Consider the following 22,683-nt stretch of genomic DNA (forward strand, 5'->3'; position numbering starts at 1 on the left):
GAGAACCAAAATGTTGCAGGTCTCCGATCATGATCATTTGCTACCCATCCGTCGAAGAGCGGGCCCGGCTTGAAGACTTTCTTCGGCTCATCAAGCCGATCTCCGTGGGTGTCCAGGCGCTCGGGTTGCTGTCTTGGGGCGTGGCATGGTGGCTCGCTGACCCGGGCTATCGATACGTGGCCTGGCACCTGGTGCTGCTCGCATGCTGCGTTGCGCTCTGCATCGCCGGAAGCTGTGCGACACGGTTCCTGTCGCTCTTCTCGATCGTTTCCGTCTGGCTGTTGTGCCTGGGTTTTTCGATGCTCATGGAAAAGAGCCCCGATCGCGCAGTGTGGGCAATCTCCATGAGCGTGATGGTCTCGGTGGTGAGCGCGCCGCTCTTTTCCCGGTTGAGCCTGCTGGCGCTCGCGAGTTCGGGGGCGTGGCTGATCATGGGACGAGGCGAATGGGTAGGCACTCCCCATGGCCTGGACGCCGGCTGGACCTTGCTGATGCCCTGCGGGACCATCATGATGGGTCTGCTGATGAACATCATCTTCACGACCCTGCATCGCGAGAGCCTGCGGTTGCGGCAGGAGCTCGAACAGCTTGCCTACAAGGACATGCTCACGGGCATGGCCAACCGCCGCAAGCTGCTGGCCGACGCCCGGCAACTCCACGAGCAAGGGCAGATCGGGGAGGGATGCTTCCTGATGATCGACGTCGACGACTTCAAGAAGATCAACGACGACTTCGGGCATGCGGCCGGCGACCTGGCGCTGCAGCGCGTCGCGGCGGTGCTCAGGGAGGTCGCGCTCGACAATGTCTCCGGCAGGCTCGGCGGCGAGGAATTCGGCATCTTGCTTAAGGGTGGCGGCACGGCGCATGCGCAGTCGATGGCGGAGCGCATCATCGGCCAGGTGCGCGGCATCCGCATCGAGGGCCGCCTCGTCACGGTCAGCGTGGGCATCTCCGGCGTGGGCCGCCATCGTGCTGCGTCCGAGCTGATGCGCGAAGCCGACGTGGCGCTGTACGAGGCGAAGCGCATGGGCAAGAACAGGTTCGCGCTGCACGGCGCGGCTTGACCCGCCGGCGGTGCGGGCGGGCATGCCGTCAACTCCATAATGCGTCGCCTCCAACGGAACCCGAAGCTGAAACCTCATCCCGCATGACAACTTCCCAAGACCTGACCCCTCTGCTCCTCGACGCCCTCGGCAAGCGCATCGACGATCCGGCTGCCGTCCGTCTGGCCGAAGCCCTCGGCAAGAAGCCGTTCAAGAACGCGACGCCGAGCAACAGCCCCGACATCGTCAATCGCAAGCTCGGCATCGAGGTCGGCACCAGCATGAATCTCAGCACTCGCTCGCATTTCCCGCCGCGCAAGGAGGGGCGCACCTGGGTGACCTGGGTCTCCCATGCCTTCGTCTATCCCAACTTCCGCGGCTCGCTGCCCGGCGGGTTCGACTGGAAGATGGATGACGCGGCGCTCAGCTCGCGCTTCATCCGGCGCGTCGAAGGCATGGTCGAGGAAGTGCGCTTCACGCTGCCGCCGCCGCGCGAAGGCCTTCGGGCCAAGGTCACGGTCGATTCGGACGGACTGCCGGAAGTCATGCTGCTGGGCGTCGCGGAGGAGGAGACCTACGCGACCATGTACCCCGACAGCAAGCCGGAGCATTCCGTGGAGGATGCCTTCTTCGCAAGCTGGTGCGCATTGAACGGCATCCTGCGGGAAGACCGCGTTGCTGCCGGACGACTCGATGCGCTGCGCCAGCGGGAGCTGTCACCCCTGGGCTTCCTGTCTTCCGGCCTCGACGGACTGCTCTGGGAAAACGATGTGCGCCCGCAGCATGCGGCGTTCTGCCATGCCTACATGAACCGTCTGATGCAGCCCGGGAATGCATCCGCTCTTCCCGACACGGAAGAGATATTCGGCGACAGCAACAACTGGCGCAAGCCGGGCGAAGCGATGACCCAGGACACCTGGGAGAACTACGACCGCATCGCGCCGCGCTATGCGCAAAGGCTGGCCCAATGGGGCCGGGGCGAGATCCGCTCCAAGGTCGACTGGCCGGACCAGCCGGCTGCATCGGCCTGAGCCGGGGATGTGCCCGGGCTCCTGCGCTGACCCCCTCAGGGCCGCAGGCCCTGCGTGAAGCGCAGCATGCCCGCGATGCCCTGCGCGAACCGCGGCTCCAGGAAGGCGCCGAGGTTCGGCATCAGCAGCTGCAGCATGAAGATGCCCGCCAGCAGCGTCAGCGGAAAGCCTACCGCGAAGATGCTGAATTGCGGCGATGCGCGGTTCAGGATGCCCATGGCCAAGTTCAGGGTAAGCAGCGCGGTGATGAGCGGCAGCGACAGCATCAACCCGCTCGCGAAGATCTCGGTGCCGCCGAGCACCAGGTACATCCATCCGCCGGAAGCCAGCGGCGCATCGGCCACGGGCAGGGTCTGGAAGCTCTCGGACAGCGCGTTCACCATCAGCAGGTGTCCGTCGAGCGCCAGGAAGATCAGCATCGCGAGCATGTTCAGCAGCCGCGCCACCACCATGGTGCTGCCATGGCTCATGGGGTCGAAGAAGGAGGCGAAGGACAGGCCCATCTGCAGCCCGATGTATTCGCCGGCCGCCAGCACCGCTGCAAACACCAGCCGCATGCTGAAGCCCATGGCCGCGCCGACCAGCACCTGCTGCACGATGATCCAGACGCCGCCCGCGGACACCACCGGCACGGCGGGCATCGGGCCGATGGCGGGAGAGACGACGAGCGCGAGCATCGCCGCCACGGCCACCTTCACCTGGCGTGGCACCCAGGGCTCTCCGAACACCGGCGCGGTGCTCACCAGCGCCAGCATGCGCACGAAGGGCCAGAGGAAGGCGACGATCCAGCCCTCGAGCTGCGCCGAGGTGACCGAGATGATCGACGGCGTCACGTCGCGAGCGTGCCGTCAGGCCAGCAGCTGCGGAATGCTGGCGAACAGGGCGCGCATGTAGTCCAGCATGCGGTCGAGCATCCACGGCCCCGCGATCACGAAGGTCGCGAACACCGCGAGCAGCTTCGGGATGAAGGAGAGCGTGGCCTCGTTGATCTGCGTGGCGGCCTGGAAGATGCTCACGATGAGGCCGATGATCAGCGCCACCAGCAGCAGCGGCGCGCCGATCAGCAGCGAGATCTCCATGGCCCGGTGGCCCATGGTCATGACGGATTCGGGGGTCATCTCTGCATGGGCCCTATAGATAGAAGCTCTGCGCCAGCGCGCCGATCAGCAGCTGCCAGCCGTCGGCCAGCACGAAGAGCATCAGCTTGAAGGGCAGCGCGATGGAAGCCGGCGGCACCATCATCATGCCCATGGACATCAGCACGCTCGCCACCACCAGGTCGATGATGAGGAAGGGGATGAAGATGGTGAAGCCGATCTGGAACGCGGTCTTCAGCTCGCTGATGACGAAGGAGGGCAGCAGGATGCGCAGCGGCACATCTTCGGGGCCCTGCATCTCGGGCACCTTGGCCAGCCGCGCGAAGAGTGCGAGGTCGCTCTCGCGGGTCTGCTTGAGCATGAAGGTCTTGAAGGGCGCGATGCCGCGCTCCATCGCCGCCTCGGCGCTGATCTTGTTCTCAGAGAAGGGCTTGTAGGCGTCGCTGTAGGCCTTGTCGAGCACCGGGGCCATCACGAAGAAGGTGAGGAAGAGCGACAGGCCCACCAGGATCTGGTTGGGCGGCGAGGTCTGCGTGCCGATGGCGGTGCGCAGCAGGCCCAGCACGATGAGGATGCGCGTGAAGCTGGTCATCGACAGCAGCAGCGCGGGCAGGAAGGTGAGCGAGGTCAGCAGCACCATGGTCTGCACGCTCAGCGACCAGGTCTGGCTGCCGCCGGGGCCGGGCGTGCTGGTGATGCCGGGCAGGCCCTGGGTCCATGCGGCTGCGGGCACCAGGGCGGCGGCGAACAGCAGCAGCGCGGCGCGCAGGCCGCGGCGCAATGCGGGTCGGGTCATGGGGCGGGATGTTGCTGCTGCTGGCGCGGCGGCTGCGCCTTGCCGGTGAGCGATTCGCGCAGCTTGCGGGCGAAGAGTTCGACGGGCGTCGCGATGCCCGCGGGCAACGAGGCCGTCGCGCTGCCTTGGGGCTGCGCCTGTGCCTGGGCCGGCAGCGTGTGCAGGGTGTTGACCTGGTGCGGCGTGACGCCCAGCACCAGCCAGGTGTCGGCCACCTCGACCACCACCACGCGCTCGCGCTGGCCCACGGCCGCGCTCGACACCACCTTCACGAGGTGGCCGCCGCCCAGCCGCTGCAGGCCGAAGCGGCGCGCGAGCCAGGCGCACAGGAAGATCAGGCCCACCACCATCGCCATGCCGAAGCCCGCCTGCAGCAGGCCCGAGGCGCCGACGGCGGCCGGCGCCACCTCGTGGACCGGCGTGGACACGGTGGGAAGGCTCATGCGCGTGCGAGCTTCTGCATGCGCTCGGAGGGGGTGACGATGTCGGTCAGGCGGATGCCGTACTTCTCGTTCACCACCACCACCTCGCCCTGCGCGATGAGATAGCCGTTGATCAGCACGTCCAGCGGCTGTCCGGCCAGCCCGTCGAGCTCCACCACCGAGCCCTGCGAGAGCTGCAGCAGGTTCTTGATGGTGATGCGCGTGCGGCCGATCTCGGCGGTGAGCTGCACCGGCACGTCGAGCACGCGCGCGATGTCCACCGCGTTGGCGCCGCTGCCGGCCGCGAGAGGCGCCGCGGCGGGCGCGTCCTGGATCGGCTGGAAGACCTGCGCGGCGGCGGGGGCCACGGCAGGGGCTGCTGCTGCGGTGGCGGCCGTCTGCTCGGCCAGCGCGCTGGCCCAGTCGTCCGCGTCGCTGCCGGCGGAGGAGGTGTTGTCAGTCATGTTCGTTCTTCAGGTCGCTGTCTTGATGGGTGATCATGTTCTGCACGCGCAGTGCATAGCGTTCGTTGGAGATGCCGTAGCCGCACTCCATCACCGGCACGCCGCCCACCTTGGCGACGACCGTCTCCGGCAGCTCGATGGGGATCACGTCGCCGGCGCGCAGCTTCATCACCTCGCCGATGGTCGAGGGCATGCTCACGAAGTCGGCCACCAGCTCCACGTCGGCGGCCTGCATCTGGCGCGACATCTGCGTGACCCAGCGCTTGTCGACCTCGACTTCGTCCTGGATCGGGTTGGACAGCAGGTCGCGGATCGGCTCGATCATCGAGTAGGGCAGGCACACGTGCAGGAATCCGCCCACGGGGCCGAACTCGATCTGCAGCGTGGTGTTGATCACTACCTCGTTGGGCGCCACGATGTTGGCGAGCTTACCGTGCATCTCGGCGCGCACGTAGTCGAAGTTCAGCGGGAACACCGGCTGCCAGGCGTCGCCGTAGCACTGCAGCGACAGGTCGAGCAGCCGCTTGATGATGCGCTGCTCGGTGCGGGTGAAGTCGCGGCCTTCCACGCGCACGTGGTAGCGTCCGTCGCTGCCGAAGAGGTTGTCCACCACGAGGAACACCAGCTTCGGGTCGAACACGAAGAGGGCCGTGCCGCGCAGCGGCTTCATGTGGATCATGTTGATGTTCGCCGGCACCGGCAGGTGCCGCACGAACTCGCCGAACTGCTGGATCTGCACCGGCCCCACCGAGATATCGGGGCTGCGCCGCATGAAGTTCAGCAGCGCGCTGCGCAGGCCGCGCGCGAAGCGGTCGTTGATGACCTCCAGCGTGTGCATGCGGTTGCGCACCACGCGGTCGGGCGCGCCGAGGTCGTAGGCGGGCAGCCCGTCCTTCGGCGGTGGAGGAGGGGGCGCCTGGTCGACGTCGCCGGTGACGCCTTGCAGAAGCGCATCGACCTCGTCCTGCGAGAGCACCTGTTCATACGCCATGGATCGCTTGCCGTCCGGAGGATGGTGTCGTGGTGCTCACTGCACGACGAAGATGTTGAACGAGACGCTGGAGACGCCCAGCTCGGGCGTCTGGGGCGTCAGCGGGGCGTTCAGCGCGCTGCGGATCTCCTCCGCCAGCTTGGCTTTCTGCTCCGGGGTGACCAGCGACTCGGGCGCGCGGTTCGACAGCTGCACCAGCAGCCGGCTGCGCAGCTCGGGCATGAACTCGACGATCCGCGCCTTCGCCTGCTCGTCGCGCACGCGCAGCGCCATGCCGATCTGCAGGAAGCGGCTGCGGCCCTCGGACTGCAGGTTCACCGTCAGCGGGTCCAGCATGACGAAGATGGGTTTCTCGGGAACCGGCGGCTTGGCCGTTTCCGTGGCGGCGGCGCCGGTGAAGCGTGGCAGCAGGAAATACGCGGCGGCGCCGGCCGCTGCGAGAACGCCGACGGCCAGCACGAGTCCGATCAGCAGCTTCGACGAGCGGCGCGGGGCCGGCAGCGTGGCGGTGGCCGGTGCGGCATTTGCGACAGATGTTGGGGGAGCCATGGTGAAACGGTTTTTCTTGTCCGGTCTATTCTTTTCGAAGTCCCTCGCTGACGAACGGCCGAACAAGCGCACAAAGGCGTTTCATATCCGTTCATTGCGATGCGCCGTTCGAGGCGGCGGCATCGCCGGGCGGGGCGTAGATGTGTTGCTGCGTGCCTTGCTGCCTCAGGCGAAGGTGTCCACGCCGGAGCGTGAGGCGGCAGCGGCGGTGGCGCGCGCGGCGGCGATGGGGGCGGCCTGCGCATCGGCTGCAGGGCGGCCGGCGCCGGGGTAGGTGGAGCCGGCCTGCTGCCGCGCCGCGTTCTGCTGCTGGCCTTGCTGCTGCGCGAAGGCGGCGTCGTTGCCGTTGGGCTGGCGCGCTTCCGCACCCACCGAAGCCTGGCCGAGCGTGATGCCCTGCTCCGATAGCGAATTGCGCAGCTGCGGCAGCGCGGCCTCCACGGCCTTGCGCACGCTTTCATGCGCCGAGACGAACATCGCCTGCGCCTGGTTATCGCCCATCGACAGCGTGACCTTCAGCGGGCCGAGGCCGGCCGGGTTCAGGTTGAGCTCGGCCGTGTGATGCCCGCTGGCGCTCATGTGCAGCAGCTGCTGGCCCAGGGCCGGCGCCCATTTGTCGCTGCCGACTTCGGGTGCGATGGTGTGGGTCGGGGGGCGTGCGGCTGCCGCGGCGTCGTCCGCGCGCTCCGATGAGTAGGCGGCTGCCAGCGCGACCGGCTGCTGCAACGCGACCGGATCGACGGCAGCCTGGGTGTCCACGCCATCGACCGGCGCGGCCGACGGGCTTGCGGCGACGGCGGACTGGGCGGCCTGCGCACCGGCTGCTGCCGCGGGCTGGGCCGCTGCGGCCAACTGCTCGGCGGTGGCGGAACCCGCCGGGGCGCGCGATGCGGCGCCGCGGCCGGCCGCGGCGGTGCCCACCGGCGGTCCCGCAGGAGCGGAAACCGGCTTCGCGAACCCGACCGACATCGTCTGCACGGCGATGGCGGCGCGGGCGGTCTCGTGCAGGGATGCGGCGGGCTCGGCGTCCGCCGGCATCGGCGCAGCAGCCTGCGCGGCAGCCGCGGAAGGCTTCTGCGCCGCGGCTTCCTTCGCGGCCTTGGCTGCCGCGGCTGCAGCTGCTTCGGTGGGGTCCTTTGCATCGGCGGCAGTGGCGGTGGCGGCCGTGGTCGCTCCGGCCTTGGCCGAAAGCGCCTGCAAGGCCGGGTCCAGCGCGACATCGACCGCGGCGGCGTCGGCTGCAGCTGTCTTCGCGAGCCCGTCCGCCGTACCGTCGCCTGCAGCCTGCGCCGCCGAGCGGCCCGCCAGCGTCAGCGCGTGCAGCGGCGAATTCGGCTGGCCGAGGAAGGCGAGGTTCGGGTCGGCGAGCGTGGCGTCTTCCTTCTTCGTGTCGTCGTCCGCGCCGGGTTTGCGCCCCGCCTTGCGGTCTGCGGCGGCCACGGCCGTGGAGCCGTCCTTCGCGGCCGCGTCGGCACGGGTTTCGCCGTTCGAGCGCGAGCGCTCCAGCGCCGCGCCGAAGCTGAGTCCCTGCGCATCGTCGGTGCCGCGACCGCGCGAGGCGGTCGGCGCGGCTGCCGGCTGTGCGGCGGCATTCGTCGTGACGGGGGGCATGATCATGGAAGGCATGTCGGTTCCTGCGTGCGGGCTGTTTTTCTCAAAGGGTCGGGTGCGAGGCGCGGTCGAAGAACTTGCGCGCCGCGCGTTCGTCGCTGTCGCGTTGCTCGCGCTTGGCCTCCGCCATCATTTCCTGCATGCGCACGCGCTCGGCCAGCGTGTCGAAGGAGCTCAGGCGGCGGCGCTGCTGCTGCCAGTCGTCGCGGCCGTGGTCCAGCCGGGTGCCGGTCTGGGCGGCGATGGCGCGCTGCTGCTCGATGGCGTTGTCCAGCGTGCCGAGGAAGTTGCGGTAGTTGCGCCACTGCGAGGAGGGCAGGCCGTCGCGCATCAGGGCGTCGAGCTGCTCGTGGTAGTCCTGCCGGTACTGCAGCAGCAGGTCGAGCTTCTGGCTGGCGTCGAGGTGCGCGTTCTGCAGCGCGCCGAGGCGCCGCGCGGCGTCGTCGGTCTGCGTGTGCGCCAGGTCGATCAGCATGCCGAGGGGGAGCTTGCGTGTCATCTTGTGCTTCTTTGCGGAGTGGTTGTGCGCGGCTCGCCCTCGAAGAGGCTTTCCAGGCGGGCGATGGATTCGGCGTAGTCCGTGCGCTCGTCCATCGACTGCTGCAGGAAGCCTTCGATGCGCGGGTACATCGCGATCGCCTGGTCCAGCTGCAGGTCGTGGCCCGGCGCGTAGGCGCCCACGCTGATGAGGTCGCGGTTGCGCTGGTAGCGGGAGAGCATCTGCTTGAAGCGGCGCACCGTGTCGAACTGCGACGAGGGGATCAGCGCCGTCATCGCGCGGCTGATCGAGGCCTCGATGTCGATGGCGGGGTAGTGCCCGGCCTCGGCCAGCGTGCGCGAGAGCACCACGTGGCCATCGAGGATCGCGCGCGCCGAGTCGGCGATCGGGTCCTGCTGGTCGTCGCCCTCGGAGAGCACGGTGTAGAAGGCGGTGATGGAGCCGCCGCGCCCGTTCGCGTCGCGCGCGCCGTTGCCCGCGCGCTCCACCAGCGCCGGCAGCTTGGCGAACACCGAGGGCGGATAGCCCTTGGTGGCGGGCGGCTCGCCCACGGCCAGCGCGATCTCGCGCTGCGCCATCGCATAGCGGGTGAGCGAGTCCATGATGAGCAGCACGTCCTTGCCGCGGTCGCGGAAGTACTCGGCCAGGCAGGTCGCGTAGGCCGCGCCCTGCAGGCGCAGCAGCGGCGAGTTGTCGGCCGGCGCCGCCACCACCACCGCACGGGCCAGGCCCTCTTCGCCCAGCGTGTTCTCGATGAAGTCCTTCACCTCGCGGCCGCGTTCGCCGATCAGGCCGACCACGATGACCTCCGCGCTCGTGTAGCGCGCCATCATGCCCAGCAGCACGCTCTTGCCCACGCCCGATCCGGCGAACAGGCCCATGCGCTGGCCGCGGCCCACGGTGAGCATGCCGTTGATGGCGCGCACGCCCACGTCGAGCACCGAGTCGATGGGCGCGCGCGTCAGCGGGTTCACGGGCGGCGAGCTCAGCGGCACCTTGCGGGCCATGTCGAGCGGGCCCAGCCCGTCGAGCGGCCGGCCGGCCGCATCGACCACGCGGCCGAGCATGCCCTCGCCGACGGGCAGGCGCTTGGTGTGGACGTTGCCGCCGCCGACGGTTCCGGCCGCATCGGGCTCCGGCGCGCCGGGCCGCGCGTAGACGCGCGCACCGGGCAGCAGGCCCGCTACTTCGGTCTGCGACATGAGGAAGAGCCGGTCGCCCGCGAAGCCGACCACTTCGGCTTCGGCATGGCGCTGCGGATGGCCCGGCGGCAGCTCGATCAGGCAGTCGCTGCCCACGGGCAGCTGCAGGCCCACGGCCTCGAGCACCAGGCCCACGGCGCGCGTGAGCCGGCCCGAGGCGATGGTGGTCTCGCAGCCGGCGACCTTGGCGCGCGCCTTCTCGAGCGCGGCGCGCACCGACTGCAGGTGGGGGTTGGGGGCGGCGGCCTGCATGGCGGCGTTCACCGGACTTCGGGCCTGCCGTCGGCTTCGCCGTCGAGGGCGGCCGCTACGCGCTTCCAGCGCGTCTCGAGCGTGCCGTCGAGCTCGCCGGTGGCCGATTGCACACGGCAGCCGCCGCGGGTGATGGTGTCGTCCGCGCGCACCTGCCAGCCGGCGGCCTCGATCTCTTCGCCGAGGCTGCTTCTGACCAGCGCCACGTCGTCGGGGTGCAGCAGAAGGCGCGGCTCGCCGCGCAGGGCCGGCTCGGTGTTGAGCAGGTCGCGCACCACGGGCAGCACCCATTCGGGCTCGGCCTTGAGGGTGCGATGCACCACCTGGCGCGCCACGTCGAGCGCAAGCGCGAGCACCGTCTGCGAAAGCTCCTCTTCCGCGCGGCGCAGCGCATCGGGCAGCGAGCGGGCCAGCGCGCGCAGGCGCTCGGCATGTGCAGTCGCAGCCGCGAGACCCGTGGCCAGGCCTTCGGTGTGGCCAACCTTGCGGCCTTCGGCAAGACCAGCGGCGCGGCCCTCGGCCTCGCCGTCCATGCGCGCTTCCCTGCGGATGCGCGCGAGGTCGGCCAGGTCGACCTTGGGGGCGGGCGGCGGCGACGGTGGCGGCGCGGTGTTGCGGCGCTCGGCGTTCCTGCGGGCCGCGGGCGTCGACATGGAGGCACGCGGGCTGCCGTCGATGGTGCCCATCTCCCAGCGCTCCCACGCCGACAGCGCGGGTGGAGCCGGAGGTGTGCGCCCGGTGCGCGGCCCGCCGGCTGCCTGGCGCGCGGCGGCGTGGATGGCGGCGAGCCGCTCGCGCGAGTCGCCGAACTCGGCGGAGCCGCCGAAATTGCCGTTGGAATCAGACGAACTCATCGGTGCCAGGCGTCGCTATCACGATTTCGCCGGCCTCAGCCAGGCGGCGGGCGACCTGCAGGATGGCCTTCTGCTCGGTCTCGACCTGCGACACGCGCACAGGTCCGCGCAGCTCCATGTCCTCGCGCAGCGTCTCGGCGGCGCGCTGCGACATGTTGTTGAGGAACTTGTCGCGCAGCTCCATCGGCGCGCCCTTGAGCGCGATGATGAGCGAATCGCTCTCGATGTCCTTGAGCAGGCGCTGGATGCTGCGGTCTTCCAGGCCCAGCAGGTTCTCGAACACGAACATCTCGTCGACGATGCGCTGCGCCAGCGCCTCGTCCTGCTCTCGCACGTGGGCGATGGCTTCTTCCTCCACGCTGGTGCTCATGAGGTTGACGATCTCGGCCGCGGTGCGCACGCCGCCCAGGCGGCTGCGGCGCAGGCCCTGGCCGGCGAGCATCTCGGTGAGCACGTCAGTCAGTTCGTTGAGCGCCGAAGGCTGCACGCCGCCGAAGGTGGCCACGCGCATGATCACGTCGTGGCGCAGGCGCGCGGGCAGCTTCTCGAGCACCTCGGAGGCCTTCATGCGGTCCAGGTGCACCAGCAGCGTCGCGAGGATCTGCGGGTGCTCGTCGCGGATGAGCTCGGCCACCTCGCCTGCCTCGAGCTCGTTGAGGCGCTCGATGCCGCCGCGCGGCTCGTCGGGCTGCAGGATGTCTTCGAGCAGGTTGCTTGCGCGGTCCTCGCCCAGCGCCTTGCGCAGCACCGCGCGGATGTAGCTGGTCGAGCCCAGGTGCAGCGCCGAGAGCTGCTCGGTCTCCTGGCGGAACTCGGACAGCACCTCGGCCAGCTCCTCCTTGGAGACGGAGGTGAGCTTCGACATCGCGAGGCCGAGCGCCTGCACCTCGGAGGTGGGCAGCTGGTGCAGCGCGGCCGCGGCGCGGTCCTCGCCCAGCGCCATCAGCAGGATGGCGCTCTTGCGGATTCCCTGTTCGCTACTCATCGTTGTTCATCCAGTGCTGGATCAGCGCCGCGACCACCTTCGGGTCCTTGTCGGCGATCTGGTGGGCGTATTCCATGTCGGCCTTGCGGCGGTTGGCCTCGCGTTCGCGCAGGCTCTCCTCGGCGGCCGCGGCGCTCTCGTTCGGCTCTGCCGCGGCCACCGGGGCATCGGCCAGCGGCGCGACGGGGACGGGTGCCGGCGCAGGCGCCAGGTGCTTGCGCATCAGCGGACGCAGCACCGCGAACCAGGCGAAGAGTGCGAGCAGCGCGTACAGCAGGTACTGGCCGGCGGTCTTGGCGAGCTCGATGTTCTCGCGGTCGCGCCAGTACGGCACCTCGGGCGCGGGGGCGCTGTCGGCGTCGCGGGCGAAGGCGCTGTTCACCACGTTGAGCGAGTCGCCGCGGTCCTGGCTGAAGCCCATCGCTTCCTTCGCGAGGTTGCGGATCTGCTCCAGCTCGGCCGGCGTCAATGCGCGGCTCGTCGCCTTGCCGCCCGCGTCGACGGCGTCGCGGTTGTTCACCACGACGGCGACCGACAGCCGCTTCACGCCGCCGGCAGCCTGCTGCACGTGGCGGATGGTGCGGTCGAGCTCGTAGTTGGTGGTGGTGTCCTTGCGCGTGCTGCTCGGGCCGGTGGAGGCCGTCGAGGCGGTCGAGGCGGTGGACGTACCTGGGGCTCCCGGTGCGCCGGGCGTTCCCGGCGCCGGCGGCGTGCCGGGGGCGTTGGGCGCCCTGGGGCCGGTGATCGGCGCGGTCGGGTTCACCGGCGGCTGGTTCGACAGCGCGCCGGGCACGCCGCCGGGCTGCCCGCCGCCGTTCTGTGCCGACTCGCTGCTCTGCTGGCTGCGCACGGCGGCCTGCGAGGGGTCCTGGTTGGGCTTGAATTTCTCGTCGGTGTGCTCGACCACCGAGAAGTCGATGTCCGCCGCCACCTGCGCGCGCACGTTGTTCGCGCCCACGATCGGCTGCAGGATCGCCTCGATGCGGCGGATGTAGCCCTGTTCGATCTCCTGCGCGTACTTGAGCTGGCTCACGTCCAGCCCGCGGTCGGTGCCGCGCGCGGAGGAAAGCAGGTTGCCGCGCTGGTCGACCACGGTCACGCTCTTGGCGTCGAGGTCGGGCACGCTGCTGGAGACCATGTGGACGATGGCGCTGACCTGGCCTTCGTCGATGCTGCGCCCGCGCGCCAGCGCGAGCACCACCGAGGCCGAGGGCTTCTTCTGGTCGCGCACGAAGAGAGAGGGCTTGGGCAGCGCCAGGTGGACCCGGGCCGACTCGATGGCGCCGATGGATTCGATAGAGCGCGCCAGCTCGCCCTCGAGCCCGCGCTGGTAGTTGACCTGCTCGGCGAACTGGCTGGTGCCGAACTTCTGGTTGTCCATCAGTTCGAAGCCCACGCCGCCGGCCTTGGGCAGGCCCTGGGCCGCGAGCTTCAGGCGCGTCTCGGCCACCTTGTCCCCCGCGATCAGGATCGCGCCGCCGCCGTCTGCGAACTTGTAGGGCACGTTCATCTGCTGCAGCGACGCGATGATCGCGCCGCCGTCGCGGTCCGACACGTTGGTGTAGAGCACCTTGTATTCGGGGCCGCGGCTCCACAGCATGAAGGCCGCCGCGGCGGCCACCAGGGCCGCGCCGCCGATGATCAGCGGCAGCCTCGGCTGTGCGCGAAGGCGTTCGAGCAGGGGCGGCTGGCCGTCGCCGGCCTGGGGCAGCGCACCCGCGGGCGCAGCCGTGCTCATGGATGCACCCTCGTCGCGGCCATCGCCATGGTGAGAGAGGAATTTCGGTTTAGAGATTTCATTCCGGGTGGCCGGTGATGTCGTCCGCGGCCTGTTCGTTTCGCGGACGATTGTCAGCAGTCACCCGGAATTCGAATGGCCGAACAGCCGGGGTTTTTGCCCTCAGTTGCGCGCTTGAATCGGGGTCTTCCCTTGATACGCTGCGAGCCAGCCGGAGGGCCTTGCACCCTCCATGTCAAGTCACCCGTAAGTGTTCGGGCCAAGCCCGGGCAGAGACAGATCCAGGAAGAGGGAATCCCATGTCTATCAGTGCCATCGAGTCCGTCCTGCAGCAGATGCGCGCGACCGCGATCCAGACCGGCATCGCGCCGGCCGCGAGCGCCCCCGCCGAGGCCGGCGGCTTCGCCGCCGAACTCAAGCGCTCGCTCGCGAACATCAGCGGCGCCCAGCAGCAGGCCTATGCCCAGGCCGAGTCGTTCGAGCTCGGCAAGCCCGGCGTCGCGCTGAACGACGTGATGGTCGACATGCAGAAGGCCAACGTCGCTTTCCAGACCGGTCTGCAGGTGCGCAACCGGCTCGTGACCGCCTACCAGGAAGTGATGAACCTGCAGGCTTGATCGATGAAAGGGTGATGTGGCGGGGGCCATGCAACTTTTTCGTGCATGCCCCTAAAGGTTCTCGGGGGTCCGCCGATAACCAAGTCAACGATGGCTTGAGTCTCTAAGTGGAAGCGGGTCCAGCGTTACGGCCGAAAGCCGGAGTCCACAACCTTTTTTCATCAATCAGGAGTCGAACATGGCGCAAGTCATCAATACGAACAGCCTCTCCCTGCTCACGCAGAACAACCTGAACAAGTCGCAGTCGGCGCTGAACAGCGCCATCGAGCGACTGTCTTCGGGCATGCGCATCAACAGCGCCAAGGACGATGCCGCCGGCCAGGCCATCGCCAACCGCTTCACGGCCAACATCAAGGGCCTGACGCAAGCCACCCGCAACGCCAACGACGGCATCTCGATCGCCCAGACGACGGAAGGCGCCCTGACCGAAGTCAACAACAACCTGCAGCGCATCCGCGAACTGTCGGTGCAGGCCGCCACGGGCACGAACTCGGCCAGCGACCTGGACTCGATCCAGGCTGAAATCGGCCAGCGCCTGGACGAAATCAACCGCGTGTCGGAGCAGACCCAGTTCAACGGCGTGAAGGTCCTGTCGGCCGATGCCGGCAAGCTGACCGTGCAAGTCGGCGCGAACGATGGCGAAACCATCGACATCGACCTGCAGGAAATCAGCGCCAAGACCCTGGGTCTGGACGGCTTCAACATCAACAACGCCGGCTCCAAGAACAAGACCGCCACGGCTTCCGACCTGCTGATCGCCGGTTTCGCCGCAGGCGCGACCACCAACGGCAGCACGACCTACACCCGCACGCTGACCGCTGCCGCCAACGGCGCAACGGCCAACGACGTGCTGGCCAAGATGCAGGATGGCGGCACCGTCTCCATCACCGGCGCCGCGACCTACACGTACAGCGCCGCGACGAAGAGCTACACCGCTGCCGAAGCCGCCCGCACGCAAGCCAACACGCTCGCCTCGCTGACCCCGGCCGCCGGCACCAGCGTGACCGCCACGGTTCAGCTGGGTTCGCGTTCGACGACCGTCAAGATCGACAGCAACGGCACCCTGACCGACGCTGCTGACGGCTCGGCGCTGTTCCTGGACAGCAGCAACAACCTGACCAAGACCGGCTCGGGCACGACGGTCGCCGCCACGCTGACGAACCTGCTCGACTCGACGAACGGCATGACGACCGCCGGCGACTCGATCACGATCGCCTCGACCGGTGCCAAGTACACCGTCAACGCCACCGGCGCTGCTGCTGGTGCCAACGCCTTCACGGTGGCCAACGAAGCAGCTTCGGCCGACGCCGTTGCCGCCAAGATCAACGCGGGTGCGGGTTCCATCGACATCGACGGCGCTGGCGCGACCGTTGCCTACGCAGTGGCAGCCGCCGGCGGTGCCGTGACCGGCGCATACATGGGTGCGAGCGGCCTGACGACCACGGCTCTGGAAACGGTGCGACTGAACTCCAACGGCGTCGTGACCGATTCGCAAGGCAGCACCGTCTACGCCGACTCCACCAAGCCCGGCAAGCTGACGACCAACGCCGTGAGCGACGCCAAGTCGACGGTCGATCCCCTGAAGGCGCTGGACGCCGCACTGTCGAAGGTCGACAAGCTGCGCAGCTCGCTGGGTGCGGTGCAGAACCGTTTCGACTCGGTGATCGCCAACCTCGGCACCACGGTGACCAACCTGTCCTCGTCGCGCTCGCGCATCCAGGACGCCGACTACGCGGTCGAAGTGTCGAACATGACGCGCGCCCAGATCCTGCAGCAAGCCGGTACCTCGGTGCTGTCGCAGGCCAACCAGACCACGCAAGGCGTTCTGTCGCTCCTGCGTTGATCGAAAGGAACTGAGCAGACGGAGAAAAGCCGGGCCCCTCCCCTGGGGTGGGGTCCGGCCAACGCAGGCCCCGGCGCGAGCCGGGAGCCTGCGCTGCTCCCTGCGGCCATGCCCGTGCGGGCGAGGCCGCAGAGAACAGCGAAACCAGCACAGCAAGGTGGAAATGATGTTGAACCCCGTGTCGGCGAACCCCGTGAAGGACAACCAGTGGACGCAGCTTCTCGTCGGCGGCGCCGCGGGCGCGGCCTCTGCCGTCGCCGCCACGGCCGAGAAGGACGACGCGAAGGAGGCCGCGACGCCGGTTCAGGTCGAGCAGGCGGTGCGCCAGGTGAACGAGTCGCTCGCGCTGCGCGAGGTGGGCCTGCAGTTCGAGGTCGACAAGGAGACCGACATGGTCATCGTCAAGGTGGTGGACCGCGCCAGCGGCGAGGTCATCCGCCAGATTCCCAACGAGGAAGTCGTTCGCATCGCGAAGCTGATGAACGGCGGCCACGGACTGCTCGTGGACCACGCGGCCTGAGGCCGCATCGGGCTCGAATCCAGCAACCACATCGATACGAATTCAAGAAGGCATAGAAATGGCAACGATCAGCAGCCTGGGCGTCGGCTCCAACCTGAACCTCGCGGACCTGCTCTCGAAGCTCCAGGACGCCGAGAGCCAGCCCCTGGTGGCGCTGCAGAACAAGGCCAAGAGCTACACGAGCAAACTGTCGGCGTACGGCACGATCCAGAGCGCGCTCGCGACGCTGCAGGCTGCCGCCAAGAAGCTGGGAGACCCGACGCTGTTCCAGAGCGTGACCGGCACGCCCACGGTCAGCGGCATACTTTCCGCGTCCGCCACCGACGCCAGCGCGGCCGGCAACTACACCATCGACGTGTCGCAGCTCGCGCAGGCGCAGACGGTTGTCAGCGCAGGCCAGGTCGATTCAAAGACGGCTATCGGCAACGGCAAGATCACCATCGACTTCGGCGCCGTCACGGGCGGAACCTTCGACGCCGCGACGGGCAAGTACAGCGGCTCCACCTTCACCGCGGATGCGAGCCAGCCCACCAAGTCGATCACCATCGACCCGACCAACAATACGCTGGAAGGCATCCGCAACGCGATCAATGGAGCGAACGCGGGCGTCACGGCCAGCATCGTGAACGACGGCAGCGGCACGCCCAATCGCCTGGTGCTGACTTCCACGCAGACCGGCGAGAAGTCGAGCATGCGGATCTCGGTCGATGGCGACGCGTCGCTGCAGAACCTGTTGAACAACGATCCGGCGGGCACGCAGAACCTGAAGCAGACGGCGGCGGCGCAGAACGCGAAGCTCAACGTGAACGGCATCGACATCACGAGCGCCACCAACACCGTGAAGGAAGCCATCCAGGGCGCCACGCTGACGCTGGTGAGCACCGGCAAGACGGGCCTGTCGATGAAGGAGAACACGGCCAGCGCGAAGACGGCGATCAACGATTTCGTGAAGGCCTACAACAGCCTGCAGAGCACCGCCAAGACGCTGACTGCCTACGACGCCGACACCAAGACCGCCGCCGCGCTGGTGGGGGACAACACGCTGCGTACCCTGCAGACGCGCATCCGCCAGGCGATCATCACGCCGCAGGCCGGCGGAGCGAACGACATGAAGGTGCTCACCGAGATCGGGGTGTCCTTCCAGAGGGACGGCACCCTGGCCGTGGATTCCGACAAGCTCGACAAGGCGCTCGCCAACAATCTGAAGGGCGTGGCGAACCTCTTCTCCAGCGCCACCGGCAGCACGGCCGGCTACGGCAAGCAGATCGACGCGCTGGTGGACGACGTGACCAAGGGCGCCCTGAAGGTGGCCAGCGACGGCGTGACCGCCACCATCAAGGAACTCGATACGCAGTACGACGCGATGCAGGTGCGCGTGGACGCCACGGTCGACCGCTATCGCAAGCAGTTCAACCAGCTCGACGTGCTGATCAACACACTGAACAACACCAAGACATACCTCACGCAGCAGTTCGACGCGATGTCGAAGCAGTCCAAGTAGGACGCACGACACGCAGAACCTGGAGTAGCAGCCGATGTACACCCCTCACAACATGCGCACCGGTGCCGGCGCCTATGCACGCCTCGGCGTGGAAACCAGCGTGATGAGCGCGTCGCCGCACCAGCTCATCACGATGCTGTTCGACGGCGCGAAGACGGCGATCGGCATGGCGCGCCACCACATGGCAGCCGGCGAGACGCAAGCCAAGGGCAATGCGATCTCCAAGGCCATCGGCATCGTGGACAACGGCCTGAAGGCCGCGCTCGACGCCGATGCGGCCGGCGAGGCCGGGGCCGAGCTGGTGGGCAACCTGTCGGCGCTGTACGACTACGTCGTGCAGCAGCTGTTCCGCGCCAACCTGCACAACGACGTGCGGGCCCTGGACGAGGCCGACCGGCTCCTCGAGAACATCGCTTCCGCCTGGCGGGAGATCGACGACCGGGCTCGTGGCTGAAATGCAACCACAAGAGAAACAGGACAACATGGCATTCCGGAGTGAGGTCGTTCATTGCTACGAAGAGCTGGCCAACGGCATCGCCTCGATGCTGGTGCTGGCGCGAGCCAAGGAGTGGGGCCAGCTCCCGGCGCTCGAAGAGCGCTGCTCGGCGATGGTGGAGCGCCTGCGGGCTATCGAGCCGCACGAACTGCTCGACGCGACGCAGGTGGAGCATGTTCTGCGCCTGCTGGAGCGCATCCGCAGCGACCAGGCGGAGGTGTCGGGCCTCATCAAGCCGCAGCTCGAAGAGCTGATGAGCCGAATGGGGCACCTCACGCAGCAGAAGAACCTCGGCAGGGCCTACGGACCGCCGCACTGAGCGCGTCGCCGGCCACCGACCGATCGATCGAACTCCACCCGCTGAACAAGCCCGACCATGACTGCACTCGCCGGACTGCTCGACGCGCTGCTCGCCGCAAGGCTCGCGCCGCGGCTGGACGTGCTCGGCATCAAGCCCGAGGCCACCATCGGCGCGCCCGGGCCGGCGGTGGCGGTGGGCAAGGTCGAGAACGACGTCCGGCTGCCATCCAATGCGGCGCTCGACAGGCAGATCCCGGGTGCGGCTGCCGGCGGCACCCTGCACGCAGGAACGGGTGCGCAGCCCTCGATGGCGACGCGGCTGTCGGTGGCCGCGCGGGTCATCGGCGCCGTGTTGGCCGATCTGCAGGCGCAGCCGGGACCGGTGCGCGGTGCCGTGCCCCTGCTGCCCGCGCGCGCGCAGCCGGTGAACGCCGCCGCGCTGGCAGGCACACTGGCGCAGACGGTGTCGGACAGCGGCCTCTTCTATGAATCGCACCTGGCTTCGTTCGCGGCGGGAACGCGCACGCTCGCGCAGATGAAGCAGGAGCCGCAGGCACAGTGGGCGGCGCCCGTTGCGGTGAAGGCGCCGGCGAATGCGGCGGTGTCGCTGCCGGCGGCGATCGCGGATCTGCCTGACGCGCTGCCTTCCCTCGTTGCGCAGGTGCAGGTGCCTGTGCCGCAGGGCGACGAAGCTCCCACGGCGCAGGTGACCGCGCCTCAGGCGTCGTCCGCCGAAGCGCAGCAACAGCACGCCGATGGCGCCAGCCCTCAAGGCAAACCGCAGGCTCTGGAATGGCAGCCCGCCGCGAGCGACGCGGCGCGGGTGCAGGCGGCGTACCGCCAACCCGAGAGCGCCACGACCCGCGGCGTGCTCGATTCGATGCCCGCGCACCGCGCGAGCGAATCCGCACGGCATGCCGACGCCGCCGCGGTGCAGCCCGCATCGCGCGCAGCCGAAGTGATCCATCCGCAGGCCGTCTCGCTGGTGCACCAGCAGCTCGACCTGCTGGCCAGTTCCGTCTTCCGCTGGAATGGCCATGCCTGGCCCGACGTGCCGATGAGCTGGAGCGTCGAGGAAGAACAGCAGGCACGGTCCGACGCACGCGAGGGCTCGGCGGCAGAAGAAGAGGGCGCGCGCCGCTGGTCGACAACCGTGTCGCTCGCATTTCCGAAGCTCGGCGAAGTCGACCTGCGGCTGAGCCTCGACGGCCCGGCGGTGCAGGCGCAACTTTTCGCGCGCGAGGCGTCCACCGTGGCGCGCCTGCGCGGAGACACCGCCCGGCTCGCGAAGCGCTTCGACGCTGCGGGGCTGCAGCTGCAGCAGGTGCTGGTCTCCGAGAAGGAGGCCGCATGAGCGAAGTGCTCGACAACCGCAGCAGCGCGGTCGCGCTGTCTTACGCCGACAAGACGCGTGCGCCGGTGGTCGTCGCCAAGGGTTACGGCGTGGTCGCCGAATCGATCATGCGCGAGGCGCGCGAGCACGGCCTCTACGTGCACTCGTCTGCCGACCTGGTGAAGCTGCTGATGCAGGTCGACCTGGACCGGCAGATCCCGCCGCAGCTGTACCTCGCGGTGGCCGAGGTGATGGCCTGGATCCACCAGCTGGAGGGTCGCGCAGGCGACTAATTGACCAGATGGACCAATGTGAAATCATGAGCCTCGGAATTCAGGAAAAAACCCTTCCGTCGTCTCGAAATAAATCCATAGGATTTATCAATTCATCCTTGTTCAAGAATAACTTCGGGCATTTTTTCGTTCTTCTTGCAACATTTGTTACCGAAAGGTTTGACACTTGTAAACCTGGCACCTCCATTGGAGAGTGAGGGCGTTCTTGTCAGACCCTTCCTACCTTTTTTGTCCTGCTGTCATACAAAACACTTCAACATGTAAAACTTTGTGTATATAATGTATACACGATTGTTAGGAGCACGAAGTGAGCTTTGAATCGGAAATGGGATCAGACATGGAAAACGTCAACATCACCGCCAACGGCGTGATTTCGAGGGAAATCGGCGAGATAAATCTGGCCTACATGCTGCTGGCGCAGAAGCTGGTGAAGCAGGACCGGGCCGAGGCCATGTTCCGCCTCGGCGTGGGCCGTGAGCTGGCCGATCTGCTGGCGAACATGTCGCTCAGCCAGATCGTGAAGCTGGCCGCGTCCAACTTCCTGCTGTGCAGCTTCCGGCTGGACGACCGCCCGATGTTCGCGGTGGTCGGCGAGGGCAAGGAGCCCGCGCTGCAGCAGGCACACATGTCGATACTGATGGCCGCGCGCCAGGCGCAGGGCCAGTCCGAAGCGCCGATGCGCGGAGCGGGCGCAGCGTGACCAGCAAGAGCGTCCTCGGCGAGGTCCGGCAGGTCCAGCTCGCGATCGAGCTGATCGGCCTCGGTGCGCGCCTGCAGTTCCTGGAGGCCGCAGTCACGCTCAGCCGCGAGCGGCTGATCCGCCTCTACAAGGAGCTCAAGGGCGTGTCTCCGCCCAAGGGCCTTCTGCCGTTCTCCACCGACTGGTACATGACGTGGCTGGCCAACATCCACTCGTCGATGTTCTACAACATCTACCGCTTCATGCTCGACGAGGCGGACGAGAACGAACTGCCCGCGCTCATCAAGGCGTATCGCCTCTATGCGCAGCAGGTCGAGGCCAACGGCGGCGAGGTGGTGCTCGACTTCACCCGCGCCGAGACCATGGTGCGCTTCTTCGACAGCGACATGCTGCAGCTGAGCACCTGCTGCCGCTGCGGCGGGCATTTCGTGGCCCATGCGCACGACAACAAGAACGGGTACGTGTGCGTGCTGTGCAGGCCGCCTTCGCGGGCGGGCAAGGCACGCAAGCCCAAGGCGACGGAGCGCCGGCGCGGCGGCCTGGTCGCGGTGGGGCCCGTGATGGACATCGGCGGCGCCGTCTAGGAAAAGTGCCCGCGCGCGGCCACGGCCGCCGGGGCTTTGTTGATTCGACGCCCGAGGGCGAGAGGGGAAGCGCGTGCTGGTTCTGGTTGGATACATCGTGGTGATCGGTGCCGTCTTCGGTGGCTACGGCCTCATGGGCGGGCACTTCGGCGTCCTGTTCCAGCCGGTCGAACTGCTCATGATCGGCGGCTCCGCCCTGGGCGCCTTCATCGCCGGCAACAACGGCAAGACCATCCGGGCCACCATCAAGGAACTGCCCCTGCTGCTGCGCACCTCCAAGCACAACCGCCAGCTCTACATGGACCTGCTCGCGCTGCTTTACGAGCTGCTCGCCAAGGCCCGCAAGGAAGGCATGATGAAGCTGGAGACCGACGTCGAGGACCCGTCCCAGAGCGAGGTCTTCATGCGCTATCCGGGCATCCTGGCGCACGAGGGCATCACCGTCTTCCTTTGCGACTACCTGCGCCTGGTCATCAGCGGCAACACCGACGCCCACGAGATCGAGGCGCTGATGGACCACGAGATCGAGACCATCCGCCACGAGGCCGAAGTGCCCGGCCACAGCCTCTCGCGCGTGAGCGATGCACTGCCCGCGCTGGGCATCGTCGCCGCCGTGATGGGCGTGGTGCACGCCCTCGGCTCTGCCGACCTGCCGCCTTCGGAGATGGGCGCGCTGATCGCGCACGCGATGGTGGGCACCTTCCTCGGCGTGCTGCTGGCCTACGGCTTCGTCTCGCCGCTGGCCTCGCTGATCGAGCAGAAGGTGGAAGAGGGCATGAAGATCTACCAGTGCGCCAAGGTCACGCTGCTGGCCAACCTCAACGGCTACGCGCCGCAGCTCGCGGTCGAGTTCGGCCGCAAGGTGCTGTTCTCGACCGAGCGCCCCTCCTTCACCGAGCTGGACGACCACGTCCGCGAGGTCAAGGCCCGCTGAGGCGGGCGCCTCAGGAAGCAGCGATCGA

Annotated in this window: 26 protein-coding genes; 13 read left to right on the forward strand and 13 right to left on the reverse strand. The window is 68.1% G+C overall.

Going from position 1 to position 22,683, the window contains the following annotated elements; genetic code table 11:
- Positions 1-29: 29 nt before the first annotated feature.
- Positions 30-1,064 carry a GGDEF domain-containing protein gene (locus FHY06_RS21615; RefSeq protein WP_184606261.1) on the forward strand — a complete coding sequence of 345 codons (1,035 nt, stop codon included), beginning with the start codon at positions 30-32 and terminating at the stop codon, positions 1,062-1,064.
- Between the two features lie 83 nt (positions 1,065-1,147).
- Positions 1,148-2,074 (forward strand): DUF7832 domain-containing protein, encoded by a 927-nt coding sequence (locus tag FHY06_RS21620; protein WP_145760804.1) that lies wholly within the window; start codon positions 1,148-1,150, stop codon positions 2,072-2,074.
- A 35-nt stretch (positions 2,075-2,109) separates the two neighbouring features.
- Here the strand turns inward: FHY06_RS21620 and fliR are convergent, their stop codons facing one another.
- The 13 genes from fliR to fliF all read right to left on the reverse strand — a co-directional run bounded on the left by fliR (position 2,110) and on the right by fliF (position 13,534).
- Positions 2,110-2,895, reverse strand: a complete 786-nt coding sequence (gene fliR / locus FHY06_RS21625) for a flagellar biosynthetic protein FliR (RefSeq protein ID WP_184606393.1) — start codon at positions 2,893-2,895, stop codon at positions 2,110-2,112.
- Positions 2,896-2,922: 27 nt separating this feature from the next.
- On the reverse strand, positions 2,923-3,192 hold the full coding sequence (gene fliQ, locus FHY06_RS21630; protein WP_019657921.1) for a flagellar biosynthesis protein FliQ: 270 nt from the start codon (positions 3,190-3,192) through the stop codon (positions 2,923-2,925).
- Between the two features lie 13 nt (positions 3,193-3,205).
- Complete coding sequence (fliP, locus tag FHY06_RS21635) at positions 3,206-3,967, reverse strand: flagellar type III secretion system pore protein FliP (RefSeq protein ID WP_026346773.1); 762 nt, start codon at positions 3,965-3,967, stop codon at positions 3,206-3,208.
- Positions 3,964-4,410: a flagellar biosynthetic protein FliO gene (fliO, locus tag FHY06_RS21640; protein ID WP_019657919.1), complete on the reverse strand. Its 447-nt coding sequence runs from the start codon at positions 4,408-4,410 to the stop codon at positions 3,964-3,966. The genes fliP and fliO overlap by 4 nt, the downstream gene beginning before the upstream one ends.
- The gene (gene fliN / locus FHY06_RS21645) at positions 4,407-4,853 is read right to left on the reverse strand and encodes a flagellar motor switch protein FliN (RefSeq protein ID WP_019657918.1); all 447 of its coding nucleotides are present in this window, start codon (positions 4,851-4,853) and stop codon (positions 4,407-4,409) included. Before fliN ends, fliO begins: the two co-directional genes overlap by 4 nt.
- Complete coding sequence (gene fliM / locus FHY06_RS21650; protein ID WP_019657917.1) at positions 4,846-5,844, reverse strand: flagellar motor switch protein FliM; 999 nt, start codon at positions 5,842-5,844, stop codon at positions 4,846-4,848. Before fliM ends, fliN begins: the two co-directional genes overlap by 8 nt.
- Positions 5,845-5,880: 36 nt before the next feature.
- Positions 5,881-6,393, reverse strand: coding sequence for a flagellar basal body-associated protein FliL (gene fliL / locus FHY06_RS21655; RefSeq protein WP_019657916.1), 513 nt, complete (start codon positions 6,391-6,393; stop codon positions 5,881-5,883).
- Positions 6,394-6,558: 165 nt separating this feature from the next.
- Positions 6,559-8,019: a flagellar hook-length control protein FliK gene (locus tag FHY06_RS21660; protein WP_184606262.1), complete on the reverse strand. Its 1,461-nt coding sequence runs from the start codon at positions 8,017-8,019 to the stop codon at positions 6,559-6,561.
- A 28-nt stretch (positions 8,020-8,047) separates the two neighbouring features.
- Positions 8,048-8,503 (reverse strand): flagellar export protein FliJ, encoded by a 456-nt coding sequence (gene fliJ / locus FHY06_RS21665; RefSeq protein WP_019657914.1) that lies wholly within the window; start codon positions 8,501-8,503, stop codon positions 8,048-8,050.
- Positions 8,500-9,957, reverse strand: a complete 1,458-nt coding sequence (fliI, locus tag FHY06_RS21670; RefSeq protein WP_038116407.1) for a flagellar protein export ATPase FliI — start codon at positions 9,955-9,957, stop codon at positions 8,500-8,502. The genes fliJ and fliI overlap by 4 nt, the downstream gene beginning before the upstream one ends.
- Positions 9,958-9,965: 8 nt before the next feature.
- Positions 9,966-10,811: a flagellar assembly protein FliH gene (fliH, locus tag FHY06_RS21675; RefSeq protein ID WP_184606263.1), complete on the reverse strand. Its 846-nt coding sequence runs from the start codon at positions 10,809-10,811 to the stop codon at positions 9,966-9,968.
- Entirely contained in the window at positions 10,798-11,796 is a 999-nt protein-coding gene (fliG, locus tag FHY06_RS21680; protein WP_019657911.1) for a flagellar motor switch protein FliG, read from the reverse strand. Before fliG ends, fliH begins: the two co-directional genes overlap by 14 nt.
- Positions 11,789-13,534 carry a flagellar basal-body MS-ring/collar protein FliF gene (gene fliF / locus FHY06_RS21685; RefSeq protein ID WP_126183180.1) on the reverse strand — a complete coding sequence of 582 codons (1,746 nt, stop codon included), beginning with the start codon at positions 13,532-13,534 and terminating at the stop codon, positions 11,789-11,791. Before fliF ends, fliG begins: the two co-directional genes overlap by 8 nt.
- Before the next feature lie 299 nt (positions 13,535-13,833).
- Between fliF and fliE the strand changes: the two genes are divergently transcribed.
- The 11 genes from fliE to motA all read left to right on the forward strand — a co-directional run bounded on the left by fliE (position 13,834) and on the right by motA (position 22,655).
- Entirely contained in the window at positions 13,834-14,151 is a 318-nt protein-coding gene (gene fliE / locus FHY06_RS21690) for a flagellar hook-basal body complex protein FliE (RefSeq protein WP_019657909.1), read from the forward strand.
- Positions 14,152-14,329: 178 nt separating this feature from the next.
- Positions 14,330-15,994, forward strand: a complete 1,665-nt coding sequence (locus FHY06_RS21695; RefSeq protein ID WP_019657908.1) for a flagellin — start codon at positions 14,330-14,332, stop codon at positions 15,992-15,994.
- 163 nt (positions 15,995-16,157) lie between these two features.
- Positions 16,158-16,514: a flagellar protein FlaG gene (locus FHY06_RS21700; protein WP_019657907.1), complete on the forward strand. Its 357-nt coding sequence runs from the start codon at positions 16,158-16,160 to the stop codon at positions 16,512-16,514.
- 58 nt (positions 16,515-16,572) lie between these two features.
- Positions 16,573-18,015, forward strand: a complete 1,443-nt coding sequence (gene fliD / locus FHY06_RS21705) for a flagellar filament capping protein FliD (protein ID WP_184606264.1) — start codon at positions 16,573-16,575, stop codon at positions 18,013-18,015.
- Between the two features lie 34 nt (positions 18,016-18,049).
- Positions 18,050-18,469, forward strand: a complete 420-nt coding sequence (fliS, locus tag FHY06_RS21710) for a flagellar export chaperone FliS (protein ID WP_019657905.1) — start codon at positions 18,050-18,052, stop codon at positions 18,467-18,469.
- Between the two features lie 28 nt (positions 18,470-18,497).
- Positions 18,498-18,830: a flagellar protein FliT gene (locus tag FHY06_RS21715; protein WP_019657904.1), complete on the forward strand. Its 333-nt coding sequence runs from the start codon at positions 18,498-18,500 to the stop codon at positions 18,828-18,830.
- Between the two features lie 57 nt (positions 18,831-18,887).
- On the forward strand, positions 18,888-20,165 hold the full coding sequence (locus FHY06_RS21720) for a flagellar hook-length control protein FliK (protein ID WP_184606265.1): 1,278 nt from the start codon (positions 18,888-18,890) through the stop codon (positions 20,163-20,165).
- Positions 20,162-20,437 (forward strand): EscU/YscU/HrcU family type III secretion system export apparatus switch protein, encoded by a 276-nt coding sequence (locus FHY06_RS21725; RefSeq protein ID WP_019657902.1) that lies wholly within the window; start codon positions 20,162-20,164, stop codon positions 20,435-20,437. The genes FHY06_RS21720 and FHY06_RS21725 overlap by 4 nt, the downstream gene beginning before the upstream one ends.
- Before the next feature lie 337 nt (positions 20,438-20,774).
- A complete protein-coding gene (gene flhD, locus FHY06_RS21730; RefSeq protein ID WP_019657901.1) occupies positions 20,775-21,137 on the forward strand; it encodes a flagellar transcriptional regulator FlhD in 363 nt (120 codons plus the stop codon).
- A complete protein-coding gene (flhC, locus tag FHY06_RS21735) occupies positions 21,134-21,721 on the forward strand; it encodes a flagellar transcriptional regulator FlhC (protein WP_019657900.1) in 588 nt (195 codons plus the stop codon). Before flhD ends, flhC begins: the two co-directional genes overlap by 4 nt.
- 73 nt (positions 21,722-21,794) lie before the next feature.
- The gene (gene motA, locus FHY06_RS21740) at positions 21,795-22,655 is read left to right on the forward strand and encodes a flagellar motor stator protein MotA (RefSeq protein ID WP_019657899.1); all 861 of its coding nucleotides are present in this window, start codon (positions 21,795-21,797) and stop codon (positions 22,653-22,655) included.
- Positions 22,656-22,683: the final 28 nt, after the last annotated feature.

Source organism: Variovorax atrisoli (genome assembly GCF_014195185.1).
GTDB classification, from domain to species: Bacteria; Pseudomonadota; Gammaproteobacteria; order Burkholderiales; family Burkholderiaceae_C; genus Variovorax; species Variovorax atrisoli.